This is a genomic window from Shimia sp. SK013 (genome assembly GCF_001292625.1).
Lineage (GTDB): Bacteria > Pseudomonadota > Alphaproteobacteria > Rhodobacterales > Rhodobacteraceae > Shimia.
The window spans coordinates 79,077-92,344 of sequence record NZ_LAJH01000010.1 but is presented as its reverse complement, the minus strand read 5'-3'; the positions used below and the strand labels follow the sequence as shown (position 1 = coordinate 92,344).

Genomic DNA, 13,268 nt, shown 5'->3' with positions numbered 1-13,268 from the left:
ACACCCATCTGGGGCGCGAATTCGCGCCCCATTTGCATTTTTGTGCCGCCCTTCAAGCTGGTTAAGCGACGTAAACAAACGGCGCAGGCATGCCCGACTATTTGGTTTCAGGGCGGGTGCTGGAAGACATCTCCGGCGCAAGGGCATCTGATTCAGCAGGGACGGGACCACCGGCGAGGCCCTATCGCCCCCAATGACGCCAATTGCTGTGCTCAAGACACCAAAATCGCGACTTGGTCTGGTGATCTCACCATCGAGTCGCCGCTCGTAGGCAATGAAATTGTTACAGAAGGGCGCACAGACCGCATTTTGTGGATCGACTTGCGCCATGTCTCTGCCTTTGATCTTTGTAACAATCGCCAATTGCGCCCCGTTCTTGTAACCAAAACGCATTTGGCGCGGGCCTTGCGAGTGCCGATTTACGGCTATCACCTCAACACCGCGTGCTTTTTTCGGACTGGCGCGAGGAACTGCTGTTCCGCGAAGAAGAAGTGTTGGTGCCGACCAAATTTCCGATCGATGACTGGGCCACAAAAAGTTTGTCGCGCCGCGCAAACCGTTTCCACTTTCACATTCTATTCCACCCCTGCGGCCCGCCAAAAGCCCAAGGAACATGGGCTGAAAGCCTGATCCGGGGCAAAGGGGCACCGCCATCCCGACGACCGAGCAGAAGGCGGAGATCAACGCAGTGCGTCCCAGGTTTTTGAGTATATCTCGCCCCGCTACAGATCCGATCGCGTGATGCTGCGCCCACGCGAAGCCGCCATTGCGCGCTGAAAATTTGTGCCAACCGCTCATTGTTACAGCCGATAACATACCTGTGGCACACACGCGTGTGATTGGCGCGTTACAGCGCGGGAACCTTAGTGTTGAGACATGCCGAGGCAGAAACGCCTGGCCGAGTTCAACACCGAAAGGGAAATGAAGATGTCCAATACCGTAAAAACTCTCGCCGTTGCTGGCGCCGTCGCAACCGCACTGGCAGCTCACGCAACGACCGCCGTCGCCGCTGAAAAAGAGAAATGCTATGGCGTCTCTCTTGCTGGCCAGAATGACTGCGCCGCAGGCCCCGGCACCACATGCGCTGGCACCTCGACCGTAGATTACCAGGGCAACGCCTGGAAACTGGTTGACGCTGGTACCTGCGCTGACATGGAAATTCCTGCGATGGCCGATGGCGGTGCTCGCATGGGGGCCCTGGAAGCGCTGGAGCGTGATATCCCGGGTTGATCCAACCAAAATGGGAGGCTCCGGGTTCATCCCCCCGGAGCGTCCTCTTCTCTAAGGGATGAACCCTTCTCCTCAACGACGCCAATACCGGAGATCTGCCATGCTGGATGAAACCCCGCACTTTGCAAACCTGCCCAACCGTCCCGGCGTCGGCTACAAACCACAGCATTATTCGGCTCTCACCACCGATCCCGGTGACGTTGGCTGGCTTGAAATACACGCTGAAAACTACATGAGCTCCGGGGGTCGACCGTTGGCCCAACTGCGCCATCTGTGCGAACGCTTTCCGATCTCGGTACATGGCGTTGGCCTGTCTATCGGCGGCGAAGGTCCGCTTGATCCCGAACATCTTTCGCGGCTAAAACACCTCGTTGGTTGGCTCAATCCTACAGTTTTTTCCGAACACCTCGCATGGTCCACGCATGATGGCGCATTTCTCAACGACCTGCTGCCTCTGCCCTACACCCAAGCGACCCTGACCCGCGTGTCTGATCACATCGATCAGCTGCAAAACACCATCGGCCGTCAAATGATGCTGGAAAATCCGTCCAGCTACCTCGCCTTTTCCGAATCCACGTGGTCGGAACCCGATTTTCTGCGCGAACTGGCCAACCGCACTGGCTGTGGCCTGCTGCTCGACGTGAACAACGTCTTTGTGTCTGCCACCAATCTGCATACCGATCCCAAGGACTACATTGACGCCTACCCACTTGATAAAGTGGGGGAAATCCACCTCGGCGGCCACGACGAAGACCAAGATGATCACGGCAGACCCCTGTTGATCGACAGTCACGGCAAGGCCGTTGTGGATCCGGTCTGGGCCCTTCTGGATCACACGCTCGCCCTGTCTGGCCCACGCCCGATCCTGATTGAGTGGGACAACGATGTTCCCGACTGGCCTGTTCTGCACGCTGAAGCCGCCCGTGCCTCGCAAGCGCTCGCCGAGGTTCCGGCATGATCGTCTCACAAACCGAATTTCGCGGTGCCTTGCTGGATGGCGCACGGGATCGCCCGCTGGGTCTTGTCGATGACAAAGGGCGCGCTGCAGGACGCCGCTTTGACGTCTATCGCAACAACGTGGCGGTTTCGCTGACCGACGCGCTGGCAACCGGGTTTCCAACAATCGCCAAGCTGTTGGGTGAGGAAAATTTCAAGGCCATCGCCGGCGTTTTTCTGCGCCAATCCCCGCCAGCGTCGCCTTTGATGATGCACTACGGCGCGGGGTTTCCGGAATTCCTCGCAGATTTCGCGCCATTGCAACACCTCGGCTATTTGGCCGACGTCGCCCGACTGGAACTTGCCCTCCGCCGCAGCTATCACGCCGCCGACGTCCCGCCCATTGCGCCCGACGCGCTCGCAGCCTTTGCCCCGGAACAGCTTGGCAGCGTCATCATGACCTTTGCGCCAGCCGTTGAGACCTTACAATCTCCATGGCCCATTCACGCAATTTGGGCGTTTAACATGGCGGACGGCCCCAAACCCGACGCCATCGCCCAAGATGTCCTGATAACCCGCACCGAATTTGACCCCAAACCGCACGCTCTATCCGCAGGCAGCTTTGCTTGCCTAACTGCACTCATGGCCGGTGCCCCGCTGGGCGATGCCGCCGCCAAAGGCGCAGAGGCGGCACAAGACTTTGACTTTGGCGCCTTGCTGGCCCTTCTGCTCGCTGGCAACGCCGTCACATCCCTCACACTCACGGAATAACAAACCAAACGGACCGCATGGGAGGTTTCACGATGAACCCGATAACACTTCACAATGATCTGGCAGAACGCCTTGACGGCCAGGCGTGGATCGTTCCAACCCTTGCCCGCGTCACATTTGTTGCTGTTCTGTTTGTCTATTACTGGAATTCAGCCACACTCAAGATCGACGGTTCGATTTTTTCCGCGTCCGCAGGCGCCTTTGGTCAGATTTTCCCGAAAGCCGCCGAAGCCGTGCTGTGGGACGTCAGCCAAATGAGCTTTTTTCAACGAATGGTGATCTTTTTTGGCACCGTGGCCGAATTCGTGCTGCCTGTTTTGCTGCTCGCGGGCTTGCTCACCCGCCTCGCGGCATTGGGCATGATTGGTTTCGTTGTGGTGCAAACGGCCGCTGACGTTTTGGGCCACAACGTCAAACTCGGGGCGTTGTTTGATCACTCCCAAACCCTGATCGATGAACGGGCAATGTGGATATTCTTGCTGCTCGTCTCGGTGGCCAAAGGCGCAGGTCCGATCTCTTTGGACAAATTGCTGCGCCTCAAGTGATCTCAGAAGTGTGATTTTGGCTCGTCCGGCTTACCCGCCGCCAGCGCCAGAATACCGCCCAATCCGGCAAAACTGATCGGGAACATCGTAAAGACGTTGAACCCAAAGGCCGCATACATGCCCCCCGCCGACAATATCAAAAGCACGCCGCCCCAAAGCGCGCGTGCTTTTGCCATCGCGCCACCGGCGATTGCCAGCAAAGGCGCCAACAAGGCCCCTGCCCGCACCAACTCGACGTTATTGACCTGCTCCGCAATATCAGGAATTTCGCCAAACCGATTGATCGCTTCGGTATAGCCCCAGCCGAAAAAACCAACGATCATCCCGATCACGCCGGCGATTATTCCCAGCGTCAGTGCCGCATTGCGCATGTGTGTCTCCTGTTACCTGCCCCTCAGATAAGTGTGATCCCACACTTATCCAAGCGCCGCCTGCACATCTTTGCCCCAACCCAGATACAAGGTGCCATCCACCTCGATAAGCGGCCGTTTCATCAGCGTCGGATGTGCCGCCAACAATTCCAGCGCCGGTTTTTCACGCTCCTCGGCGTCAAGCCCACGCCACGTGGTTGACCGTGTGTTCAGCAAAGCGTCGCCAAATTGATCAAATGCCCGCGCAAGCACCTCATCGGAAACACCATCCGCGCGCACATCAACACTTTCCGCGTTGTTCAATGCTTTCAAAGCCTTGCGACACGTGTCGCAGTTCTTCAGTCCATATAGCCGCATGAATGCGCCCCCCGTTTGCATAAATTCCGGCACTCCATACCCCAGCCTAAGCGTAGATTTAAGGTGGTTTTGCTTGCTTTTTACATTGCCCGTGCAATTCTTGTGACTGGTGCAACTCATTTTCAGCATCCGCACGACATTGTTTACGGTGATTGGAAGAGGTGCGCCCTCGGGAACAAAAGCCCGAGATGTACTGGTAAATAGAGGAGAACGGTATGCCACGCGGTACCGTAAAATGGTTTAACACCACCAAGGGTTTTGGATTTATCGAACCCGAAGACGGCGGCAAAGACGTTTTTGTCCATATTTCTGTCGTCGAACAATCGGGCCTTCAGGGGCTCACTGACAATCAGAAAGTCGAGTTTGAAATGTCGCAAGGCCGGGATGGTCGCGACATGGTTGGCGATCTTAAATTATTGTAAAATCAAAGGATTGGGGCGCAAAACGCGCCCCACCTTGCTGTCTTAGCTACAGCCTTTATTGCCCGCAGGGCAGCTCATCGGTGCATGACCGCGACGGCTTCCACCTGAGCGATTGATGTAAGTCTCGGACGTGGTTGGCGTGCCACAGCAAATGACACCTCCCATGGTGATTGGCTGCAATCCGGTCGGGCAATGGTTTGCACCTGACGGAAACGGGTGCACCAGCATACCTTCAGGCTGGTTCACTGGCTCCAGCTGAGGCGCATTGCTACTCCATGTTTGCGCCATTGCAGGCGCTCCGCCAGCCAAAACGGCTGCCAAGGCCAAAAAGGTAATACGTTTCATCGGTAACTCACTCCGGCTGCTGCACAAACAATTTGTCAAAAATTAGACTAAGGCGTCGAGCTGGAAACTGTCAAATTCCCATTTGGAAACAATATGTTTCGACCGATGGGTCAGCCATTCGATTTTCTCAAATATTCCCGTACGATAGAGGCCGGCACAGCCCCCTTCAGCGGGCGCTCATGATGCAAGCGCCACTCGGCTGCGTCAAAGTCAGGAAAGAACGTGTCTGCGTCTTCAATCACTGTGTCCACGTCTGTGATCAACAAACGATCCGCAACGCCCATCATCTCGGCATAGATCCCAGCGCCGCCAATGCCATAGATCCGGTCGTAGCCTTCTGAACGCGCCAACGCGACGGCTTCCACAACGGATCCGACAACAACATCTGCCGCGTCCGCCTGTCGGCTGACAACAATATTAAACCGTCGCGGCAGCGGCTTTTTCGGCAGGCTGTCCCACGTGTGACGGCCCATGATGATGGCGCCACCCAACGTTTCGCGCTGAAACGTGCGCAAGTCTTCGGGAATATGCCAGGGAATGTCCCCGTCCCGTCCGATCGCCCCGTTTTTGGCCCGTCCAACAACCAGAGAAATCATCGCTTACACCGCCACTTGCGCTTTGATGATCGGATCGGGATCGTAGCCCTCGATTTCAAAATCCTCGAATTTGAAGTCAAAAATCGATGTGACATCGCGTTTGATCCGCACAGTCGGCAGCGGCTTCGGGCTACGCGACAATTGCAACTGCACCTGATCCATATGATTGGAATAGATGTGCGCGTCGCCAATTGAATGCACAAAATCACCCGGTTCATACCCGGTCACATGCGCCAACATCACTTGCAACAACGCATAAGATGCGATGTTAAACGGCACCCCGAGGAACATATCAGCCGAACGTTGATAGAGCTGCAGATGCAGCTTGCCGTTCAACACCCGAACCTGCCACATCGTGTGACACGGCGGCAGCGCCATGTCCGGCACATCCCCCGGATTCCAGGCGCTCACAATCAAGCGGCGGCTGTCAGGCGTGGTTTTGATCATTTCAACCAAATCCGCCACCTGATCCACTTCGCGTTTTGTGAAAACCGGTGTTCCCTCAGCATCTTCGCCGGTCGGGACCAACGCCGGAAATGCGCGCCACTGTCGGCCGTACACCGGACCCAGATCACCGTTTTCGTCGGCCCATTCGTCCCAGATCCGCACGCCATTGTCTTTCAGGTATTGGATGTTCGTGTCACCGGCCAGAAACCACAACAGTTCGTGGATGATCGACTTGAGATGCAGTTTTTTGGTGGTCACCAAGGGAAACCCGTCCGCCAAAGGGTAACGCACTTGCATCCCGAAATATGATCGCGTGCCGGTGCCGGTACGATCATCCGACATTTCGCCGTGCTCAAGAATGGTTTTCAACGCGTCGTGATACTGCTGCACGGTTTGTCCTGCCTGTGTTTTGCGCTGCGAACGGCCTGCAACCGGCGATTCTTGCGCGGTCTGTGCCTGTGAATGCTCTATCTATATATTGTGGCCCTCACCCTGAAAACCACAGGATTGTGCCGCACCCACAGAATTCTGCCAATTCACATCCCCAAATTTTGAACACACCACCCGTCTTGCCCCTAGCTTTGCCCGCGCGGCTGGTGTTTCCTGTGTCCAAGGCAACGAAGGATACAATACGAATGCATGTCAAATATCTGCACACGATGGTGCGTGTGACTGATCTTGAGGCGTCGATGGCATTTTACGCGCTGTTCGGCCTCAAGGAAATCAAGCGTTACACCGTCGAGGAGGCCCGCTTTACGCTGGTCTATCTGGCCGCCGACGGCGATCATGATGCACCGCTGGAACTGACGTACAACTGGGACGGCGACGACGGCCTGCCGTCTGACAGCCGCCACTTCGGCCACCTCGCTTATGAAGTCGGCGACATCTATGAGATGTGCCAGCACCTTAAGGACAACGGCGTGACCATCAACCGCCCGCCGCGCGACGGGCGCATGGCCTTTGTGCGTTCACCTGACAACATTTCAATTGAGCTGCTGCAGCAGGGCGACGCCCTGCCTCCGGCTGAGCCTTGGGCCAGCATGGAGAGCACCGGTCACTGGTGATCCGCCCGGCGACCATCGCCGCTTTGACACTGGCGCTTGCCGCACCTGCGGCGGGCGCCCCAAACTGCCGGCTCGCGCTGCTTTTGGCGCTGGATGTCAGCTCCTCCGTGGATGCAGAAGAGGACATCCTCCAACGCCAGGGACTCGCCGCCGCGTTAAGCGCACCCGGTGTGCGGGCCGCATTCATGAGCACCCCCAAACCAGTCGCGCTCGCGGTCTATGAATGGAGCGGGCGCGAGAAGCAGCAGACATTGCTGGACTGGACGATAATCGACACCTCGCGCACCCTCTTTCAAAGCGCGGCACGCCTGGGGCTGTCACAACGTCAAACCACCGAATTTCCCACCGCGCTCGGCCACGCCGTTGGCCATGCCGCCACGCTTTTTGCACAGGCACCTGACTGTGACGTCTACATTCTCGATGTCAGCGGCGATGGCGTGAACAACGAAGGCTTCACGCCCAAACAGGCCTATGCCAATTTTCCGCTCGATGGGGTGATCGTCAACGGACTTGCCATTGAAACCTTTGGCTCAAAAGCCGCCGATCTCAGCGCGCGTCCCGGCGAGATGTCCGCCTATTACCGTGCTGAACTGATCAAGGGCACAAGCGCTTTTGTAGAAACGGCCAAAGGCTTTGGCGATTTTGAACGCGCCATGGAGCGCAAACTGATCCGGGAACTCAGCCCGGATATTCTTGGACAATTGTCTTTCGGCGGCAATTGATCGGCCTGCAAAACAGCGCCGGGCCCGCCGCAACGCGACGAACCCTGAATTGGCCGGCTACAAATTGACAAACTGGCTCTGCGGGTGAGTCTGCACCGCGCACAGCATCTCGACACGCTTAGTAGATGTAGCGGATCTGGTCCGTCCAATAGCGTTCCACCCGTCGCAGCGAATGGGTGATCTCGGTGAACCCTTCCTCGCCCAAAACGCCCTTGGACCGCAGCCCTTCGGCGTGACGCAGGAACAGCCCGGTAACAGTGTCCCGAATATTGCGACCCTTTTCCGTCAGCCGCACACGCACGGAACGGCGGTCAATTTCGCAGCGCTGGTGGTGCATATATCCGGTTTCCACCAGCTTCTTGAGATTGTAGCTGACATTGGAACCCTGATAGTAGCCGCGCGATTTCAACTCGCCTGCGGTCACTTCATTGTCGCCGATGTTAAACAGCAGCAATGCCTGCACCGGGTTGATTTCCAAGACGCCGACGCGCTCGAATTCATCCTTGATCACATCCAGCAGCAGGCGGTGAAGTCGCTCCACCAACGCCAATGAGTCCAGGTATTCCGTCATGAACGCCTCGTTAGAGCCGCTCTCCATGTTTGAATGAAAGCTCATTATTGTCTCCGTCAACTAGCTTTGGAAGCAATTTGAGGGAAATTCGCGAACAAGTCGTTAAGTCGCGCGAAGTCAGATCAAATACAGGTCAATTCTCACCGCTAATCACAACAGAAATGGCGGAAATCAGCCGGTTGAACCGATCTGGAGCGGCTTTTTGCCCAGTCACCCACTGATACAGATCCTGATCGTTCTCCTCCAACAGCGCGTCGTAAAGATTTAGCTCAGTTTCTGTCATCGATTCTAACGTCTCGCCGGCATAGCGTTCAAGGATGATGTCCATCTCCTTGATGCCGCGCCGCATCGACCGCATTTTCATGCGCTTCAACCGATGTTCGCGGGTTTCCGTAGTATCGCTCATGCTGAGACCCCGTTTCAGATTTTCTTGCGCAAGGCCTTTTCCAGCTTTGCCAGCCGGTCAAGATCGTTTTTGATGCGCACACGGACATCGCGCAATTGCTGCACAATGGCAACCAGATCCGCATCCGCATACTCTTCGCCGTCCGCCAGAAACTCGACCCCGTCGCCTTCACCTGTCAAAAGCCAGCCGACCGAAACATTCAACACGCCTGCCATCATCGACAACCGGTTGGCCCGCGGCTCACTCAGGTCTTCTTCCCAAGCGGCAATGGTGGATTTTTTCACGCCCAGCCGTTTGGAAAACTCCGCCTGCTTTAACCCAGCAGACTCGCGCGCCGCCGCAAGCCGGTCGCCAAAGGTCGCCACCTCTTCAGCGAACCAATCGCCTTCCTGCTCTGTCAGATTGGTATCACCATGTGTCATTTTTCTGCTCTCCCGGCAAACGGTCTTGATCGGTCATTGCGCGCACCCTAAGACATGGTCCTAGTGATTACAAACGAGGCCCCAATGTCATTTTTGTCCAAGACCCTGTCGCGCGTAAAACCGTCTCCTACAATTGCAGTCACGACATTGGCCGCCGAATTGCGCGCCGCTGGCAAAGACGTAATTGCCCTTGGCGCGGGCGAACCTGATTTCGACACGCCGCTCAACATCCGCGACGCTGGCAAGGCCGCGATTGACGCTGGCAAAACCCGCTACACGGCGCCCGATGGCATCCCAGAATTGAAACAGGCGATCTGCGCCAAATTCAAACGCGACAACGGGCTGGATTACACGCCTGCTCAGATCACCGTGAATTCCGGCGGCAAACAGACGCTCTATAACGCCCTCATGGCCACCATGAACCCGGGCGATGAAGTCGTCATCCCTGCCCCCTATTGGGTGTCCTACCCTGACATGGTGCTTTTGGCGGGCGGCGAGCCTGTGGTTGTGAAAACCTCAATCCAGACCGGTTTCAAACTGACCGCAGACCAACTTGAGGCCGTAATCACGCCCAAAACCAAATGGCTGATCTTTAACTCGCCGTCTAACCCCACCGGCGCAGGCTATTCCCGCGCCGAGCTCAAAGAAATCACGGACGTCCTGCTGCGCCACCCGCAGGTCTGGGTGATGACCGACGACATGTACGAACACCTCGCCTATGACGACTTTGAATTCTGCACCCCCGCAGAAGTCGAACCACAGCTTTATGACCGCACCCTGACCTGCAACGGCGTGTCCAAAGCCTATGCAATGACTGGCTGGCGTATCGGCTATGCCGGCGGTCCGAAGGACTTGATTGCGGCAATGCGCAAGATCCAGTCGCAATCCACATCCAACCCCTGCTCCGTCAGCCAATACGCAGCCCTTGAAGCCCTCAACGGCACGCAGGATTTCCTCGCACCGCACAACGAAATGTTTGTGCGTCGTCGCAATCTGGTGGTGGAGAAACTCAACGCAATTGACGGCATCAGTTGCCCGACACCCGAAGGCGCTTTTTATGTCTATCCCTCGATTGCCGGTCTGATTGGCAAAACAACACCCGACGGCGTGGTGATCGACAGCGACGAAACCTTCTGTACCCAGCTTTTGCAGAGCCACGGCGTCGCGGTGGTGTTTGGGGCCGCCTTCGGCCTTTCGCCCAACTTCCGCGTCAGCTACGCTACCTCTGACGACGCTCTGGCCGAAGCATGCGACCGCATCCGTGCTTTTTGTGAATCACTGAGCGCATAAAAACAAAGGGCAACAGGCTATGGGCGGCGATCTTCCAGAGTATTTCTTCCGTGTACGTGAGAACGGCGCGATGGTGTTTCGCGTGGACACCCAAAACCAACAGCGTCGTATCGAGATGGATCAGATCGCAGTTGCGAATGTTAAAAACGGCGAAATCAAAGCCAACGGCGATCGCAAGCTCACCGATACCGACATCGAAGAAATCAGCGCCTGGATGGAAGAACGCCGCGCTGTGCTGGCGGACCGTGATATCGACGACATCCTGCGCACGGTGGATCACCTGAACCTGACGGCACAATGGGCGCAGTCCAAGGCCGAACCGGAACAGCTCGAAGAAATCACCGACACGTTGCTGCTGGCCATGCACGATCTGCGCTCGGTTCTGGTGCGCAAAAAGGCCGACCGCCTGCTGAAGGGCAAATAAAATCAGGGCCTGCTCAAAGCGCTCAATGCACTTTGGGTCCGCCTCTCAGCTGATGTCTGACGGCCTTCGGTTAACCAACGCATAGCAGTCCGATCGACTCAAATCTGCGCTATCTCACTTGGCTGGCACAACATCCATGCCGACGGCTCCAAGACTGGAAACAATCTGGAACTTGTAAGATCCGTGTGGGCCGGTCCAGATTTCTGTTTCCCTCCCAACAGCATTTTTCCGAATACTCTTTTTGTAGCCGTTTGTTTTCAACTCAGTGCGCAGCGCGTTCAGAACCTCATTAAACTCAGGCGATGATCTCTCAACCGCCAATCGATTTGGAAGGGTCAGATGGAAGCCGCACCTCCGATAATCCTGATCACCGGATTTTTTGGCAACTGTAAAAAGGAAAGCCGTGGGTAAAAGCCCGCTCTGCTCCACCTTCTTAAAAAGGGTCCTCTTTTTGGTGCTACGATTGATTTCAAAACCCGAATTAGTAAGCGCAGTGGTCGCTTGTCCGCTTGCCAAAAATCCAAGGCAGGCTTTGGCCACGGCCTTACCATCCGATCTGTAATTAATTTCCGTTGTTCCAGAGGCATAAGTCGGGCCGCAGAAAAACACGAGGCCCAGCGAAGCAAGCCCAACGATGCTTGCACGAATTTTCAGTTTCACATTTTTCCTCCGCCAAAGAAGGAGCATTTGCCCCATATGAAATTTCCAAAGATAATCAACTTCTGTCAAAAGGCTTTGACGTTCAAAAACCAGAACGAGATCGTTAGCTTAACCGTGGAGCGTTGTTTCAGTTCGCGGCAATTTTCAGCTCTCAAATGACTTTGGCACATATTCCTTGCCCATGCTACGCAAAGGGCGTGACTGGCGAAGGTCAATCAATCCGGTTTTGCTGAAAACACAGGGCATGTTCTGATATGGTCACAGGCCAGATCCTGTGCCGCCCATTTACTTTAGGACGCGAACTTTTTGCGCAGCCGACCCAAATTGGTCACCCAAAAGCGATACATCAACATCACCGCCGCCGCAGTCAGGCCCAATACCAGACCTAACCAAACGCCTTCGCCGCCAAACCCGAGGACAAACCCCAAAACGTAGCCCGACGGCACGCCGATCACCCAATAACTGATTGCTGCGATCACCATTGGCCCACGCGTGTCCTGAACGCCGCGCAACAGGCCCAGCGCCATGATTTGCGCCCCGTCCACGAACTGAAACAAAGCCGCGACATACAAAAGGCTCACGCCGGCTGCCAGAATGACCTCCCGCTGCGGCTCTTGCGGGTCGATAAACCCGCCCAGCAATTGCTCGGGAAACAGCACAAACGCCAACACAGCCGCGCAGGCAAACCCAAAGGACATTGCAATCGCAACCTTGGCACCACGCGCCATGTGGTCCGCATCCTTGCGTCCCATGGCATTGCCCGCCCGTACTGTTGCCGCATTGGACAGCCCCAGATGCAACATGAACGCCAGACTTGCGAGTTGCAGCGCAATGCCATGCGCCGCCAGTTGGACCGTGCCCAGCCACCCCATCATCACAGATGACGCCGCAAACAGACCAACCTCGGCAAGATTGGTCAGCCCAATCGGCACCCCGAGGCGAAAGACACGCATGAAAACTTCCCAGTCAGGCCGCCAAATGCGCTGAAACAACGCGTGTTCCGGCAAGGCCCGTACAGCATAGGTGACAACACCAATCAGCGACACAAACTGCACAATGATCGACGCAATAGCCGCCCCTTTAACGCCCAACTCAGGTGCGCCCCAATTGCCAAAGATCAGCGCATAATTCACCAGCGCATTCACCGGCACAGCGGCGGCGGTGACCCAAAACACCACGCGTGTGTGCTCCAGCGCCGCCAGATAGGATTTCAACACCATCACCAGCAAGGCGGGAAGTAATCCGAGCCCCGCAATGCGCAAATACGCCTGCGCAAGTTCGGCCACTTCGACTTCTTGCTGAAGCGCCAACAAAATCGGCCCCGACATCAAAAACAGCGGCAGCGCCACAACCCCAAAGATCACCGACAGCCACAACCCCATGCGCGTCACCCGCCGCAAAAGGACTTGATCACCCTCTGCATCTGCTTGCGCCACCAGCGGCATCACCGCGATGGCAAAGCCCGAGCCGAGAATAAAGATCACAAAGAAAAACGTGCTGCCAATCACCACCGAGGCCAGCGCCTCGACGGAATACCAGCCCAGCATGATGGTGTCGGTCAACCCGATGCCAAATTGCGCGATATGCCCGCCGATCAACGGCAGGCCAATGCGCAGCAACGCACGCGCGTGTCCCGATGTGCTCATGACTGTTTCCATAAACCAGCCTTATGTCTGTTGAGGGAGGGCC

19 protein-coding genes and 1 pseudogene are annotated in these 13,268 nt (G+C 56.4%); 10 read left to right on the top strand and 10 right to left on the bottom strand.

The window, feature by feature from the left end; translation table 11 throughout:
- The first annotated feature begins 42 nt into the window (after positions 1 to 42).
- From SHIM_RS20710 to SHIM_RS08055, 5 genes and pseudogenes are all read left to right on the top strand, one after another.
- Positions 43 to 707 (top strand): annotated as a pseudogene (locus SHIM_RS20710) (Hint domain-containing protein).
- 220 nt (positions 708 to 927) lie between these two features.
- The gene (locus SHIM_RS08070) at positions 928 to 1,230 is read left to right on the top strand and encodes a BufA1 family periplasmic bufferin-type metallophore (protein ID WP_054002180.1); all 303 of its coding nucleotides are present in this window, start codon (positions 928 to 930) and stop codon (positions 1,228 to 1,230) included.
- 100 nt (positions 1,231 to 1,330) lie between these two features.
- Positions 1,331 to 2,188, top strand: coding sequence for an MNIO family bufferin maturase (gene bufB / locus SHIM_RS08065; protein WP_054002131.1), 858 nt, complete (start codon positions 1,331 to 1,333; stop codon positions 2,186 to 2,188).
- The gene (locus SHIM_RS08060) at positions 2,185 to 2,937 is read left to right on the top strand and encodes an HvfC/BufC N-terminal domain-containing protein (RefSeq protein ID WP_054002130.1); all 753 of its coding nucleotides are present in this window, start codon (positions 2,185 to 2,187) and stop codon (positions 2,935 to 2,937) included. Before bufB ends, SHIM_RS08060 begins: the two co-directional genes overlap by 4 nt.
- Positions 2,938 to 2,969: 32 nt before the next feature.
- Complete coding sequence (locus tag SHIM_RS08055) at positions 2,970 to 3,482, top strand: DoxX family membrane protein (RefSeq protein WP_054002129.1); 513 nt, start codon at positions 2,970 to 2,972, stop codon at positions 3,480 to 3,482.
- Positions 3,483 to 3,484: 2 nt separating this feature from the next.
- On the opposite strand, the gene SHIM_RS08050 is transcribed toward SHIM_RS08055, so the two are convergent.
- Positions 3,485 to 3,853 (bottom strand): hypothetical protein, encoded by a 369-nt coding sequence (locus SHIM_RS08050; RefSeq protein ID WP_054002128.1) that lies wholly within the window; start codon positions 3,851 to 3,853, stop codon positions 3,485 to 3,487.
- A gap of 45 nt (positions 3,854 to 3,898) precedes the next feature.
- On the bottom strand, positions 3,899 to 4,210 hold the full coding sequence (locus SHIM_RS08045; protein ID WP_054002127.1) for an ArsC/Spx/MgsR family protein: 312 nt from the start codon (positions 4,208 to 4,210) through the stop codon (positions 3,899 to 3,901).
- A 215-nt stretch (positions 4,211 to 4,425) separates the two neighbouring features.
- On the opposite strand from SHIM_RS08045, the gene SHIM_RS08040 reads away from it, so the two are divergent.
- Entirely contained in the window at positions 4,426 to 4,632 is a 207-nt protein-coding gene (locus tag SHIM_RS08040; RefSeq protein WP_054002126.1) for a cold-shock protein, read from the top strand.
- A gap of 42 nt (positions 4,633 to 4,674) precedes the next feature.
- Here the strand turns inward: SHIM_RS08040 and SHIM_RS20150 are convergent, their stop codons facing one another.
- From SHIM_RS20150 to SHIM_RS08030, 3 genes are all read right to left on the bottom strand, one after another.
- The gene (locus tag SHIM_RS20150) at positions 4,675 to 4,977 is read right to left on the bottom strand and encodes a hypothetical protein (RefSeq protein WP_152926494.1); all 303 of its coding nucleotides are present in this window, start codon (positions 4,975 to 4,977) and stop codon (positions 4,675 to 4,677) included.
- Positions 4,978 to 5,087: 110 nt separating this feature from the next.
- Positions 5,088 to 5,573 carry a dihydrofolate reductase gene (locus SHIM_RS08035; RefSeq protein ID WP_054002125.1) on the bottom strand — a complete coding sequence of 162 codons (486 nt, stop codon included), beginning with the start codon at positions 5,571 to 5,573 and terminating at the stop codon, positions 5,088 to 5,090.
- 3 nt (positions 5,574 to 5,576) lie between these two features.
- A complete protein-coding gene (locus SHIM_RS08030; protein WP_054002124.1) occupies positions 5,577 to 6,410 on the bottom strand; it encodes a thymidylate synthase in 834 nt (277 codons plus the stop codon).
- Between the two features lie 245 nt (positions 6,411 to 6,655).
- Between SHIM_RS08030 and SHIM_RS08025 the strand changes: the two genes are divergently transcribed.
- Both SHIM_RS08025 and SHIM_RS08020 read left to right on the top strand, forming a co-directional pair.
- Positions 6,656 to 7,084 (top strand): VOC family protein, encoded by a 429-nt coding sequence (locus tag SHIM_RS08025; RefSeq protein WP_054002123.1) that lies wholly within the window; start codon positions 6,656 to 6,658, stop codon positions 7,082 to 7,084.
- Positions 7,081 to 7,806, top strand: a complete 726-nt coding sequence (locus SHIM_RS08020) for a DUF1194 domain-containing protein (RefSeq protein WP_054002122.1) — start codon at positions 7,081 to 7,083, stop codon at positions 7,804 to 7,806. Before SHIM_RS08025 ends, SHIM_RS08020 begins: the two co-directional genes overlap by 4 nt.
- Positions 7,807 to 7,924: 118 nt before the next feature.
- On the opposite strand, the gene SHIM_RS08015 is transcribed toward SHIM_RS08020, so the two are convergent.
- The 3 genes from SHIM_RS08015 to SHIM_RS08005 form a co-directional block, all read right to left on the bottom strand.
- Positions 7,925 to 8,422 carry a MarR family winged helix-turn-helix transcriptional regulator gene (locus SHIM_RS08015; protein ID WP_054002121.1) on the bottom strand — a complete coding sequence of 166 codons (498 nt, stop codon included), beginning with the start codon at positions 8,420 to 8,422 and terminating at the stop codon, positions 7,925 to 7,927.
- Between the two features lie 88 nt (positions 8,423 to 8,510).
- On the bottom strand, positions 8,511 to 8,783 hold the full coding sequence (locus SHIM_RS08010) for a succinate dehydrogenase assembly factor 2 (RefSeq protein WP_054002120.1): 273 nt from the start codon (positions 8,781 to 8,783) through the stop codon (positions 8,511 to 8,513).
- A gap of 14 nt (positions 8,784 to 8,797) precedes the next feature.
- Positions 8,798 to 9,205: a helix-turn-helix domain-containing protein gene (locus tag SHIM_RS08005; RefSeq protein ID WP_152926493.1), complete on the bottom strand. Its 408-nt coding sequence runs from the start codon at positions 9,203 to 9,205 to the stop codon at positions 8,798 to 8,800.
- Positions 9,206 to 9,289: 84 nt separating this feature from the next.
- Between SHIM_RS08005 and SHIM_RS08000 the strand changes: the two genes are divergently transcribed.
- Together SHIM_RS08000 and SHIM_RS07995 are read left to right on the top strand one after the other, a co-directional pair.
- Complete coding sequence (locus SHIM_RS08000) at positions 9,290 to 10,495, top strand: pyridoxal phosphate-dependent aminotransferase (RefSeq protein WP_054002119.1); 1,206 nt, start codon at positions 9,290 to 9,292, stop codon at positions 10,493 to 10,495.
- Positions 10,496 to 10,514: 19 nt separating this feature from the next.
- On the top strand, positions 10,515 to 10,919 hold the full coding sequence (locus tag SHIM_RS07995; protein WP_054002118.1) for a hypothetical protein: 405 nt from the start codon (positions 10,515 to 10,517) through the stop codon (positions 10,917 to 10,919).
- Positions 10,920 to 11,033: 114 nt separating this feature from the next.
- Here SHIM_RS07995 and SHIM_RS07990 read toward each other — a convergent pair whose 3' ends face one another.
- Positions 11,034 to 11,579 (bottom strand): hypothetical protein, encoded by a 546-nt coding sequence (locus SHIM_RS07990; RefSeq protein WP_206541358.1) that lies wholly within the window; start codon positions 11,577 to 11,579, stop codon positions 11,034 to 11,036.
- A 290-nt stretch (positions 11,580 to 11,869) separates the two neighbouring features.
- On the bottom strand, positions 11,870 to 13,225 hold the full coding sequence (locus SHIM_RS07985; RefSeq protein WP_241488819.1) for an MATE family efflux transporter: 1,356 nt from the start codon (positions 13,223 to 13,225) through the stop codon (positions 11,870 to 11,872).
- Positions 13,226 to 13,268: the final 43 nt, after the last annotated feature.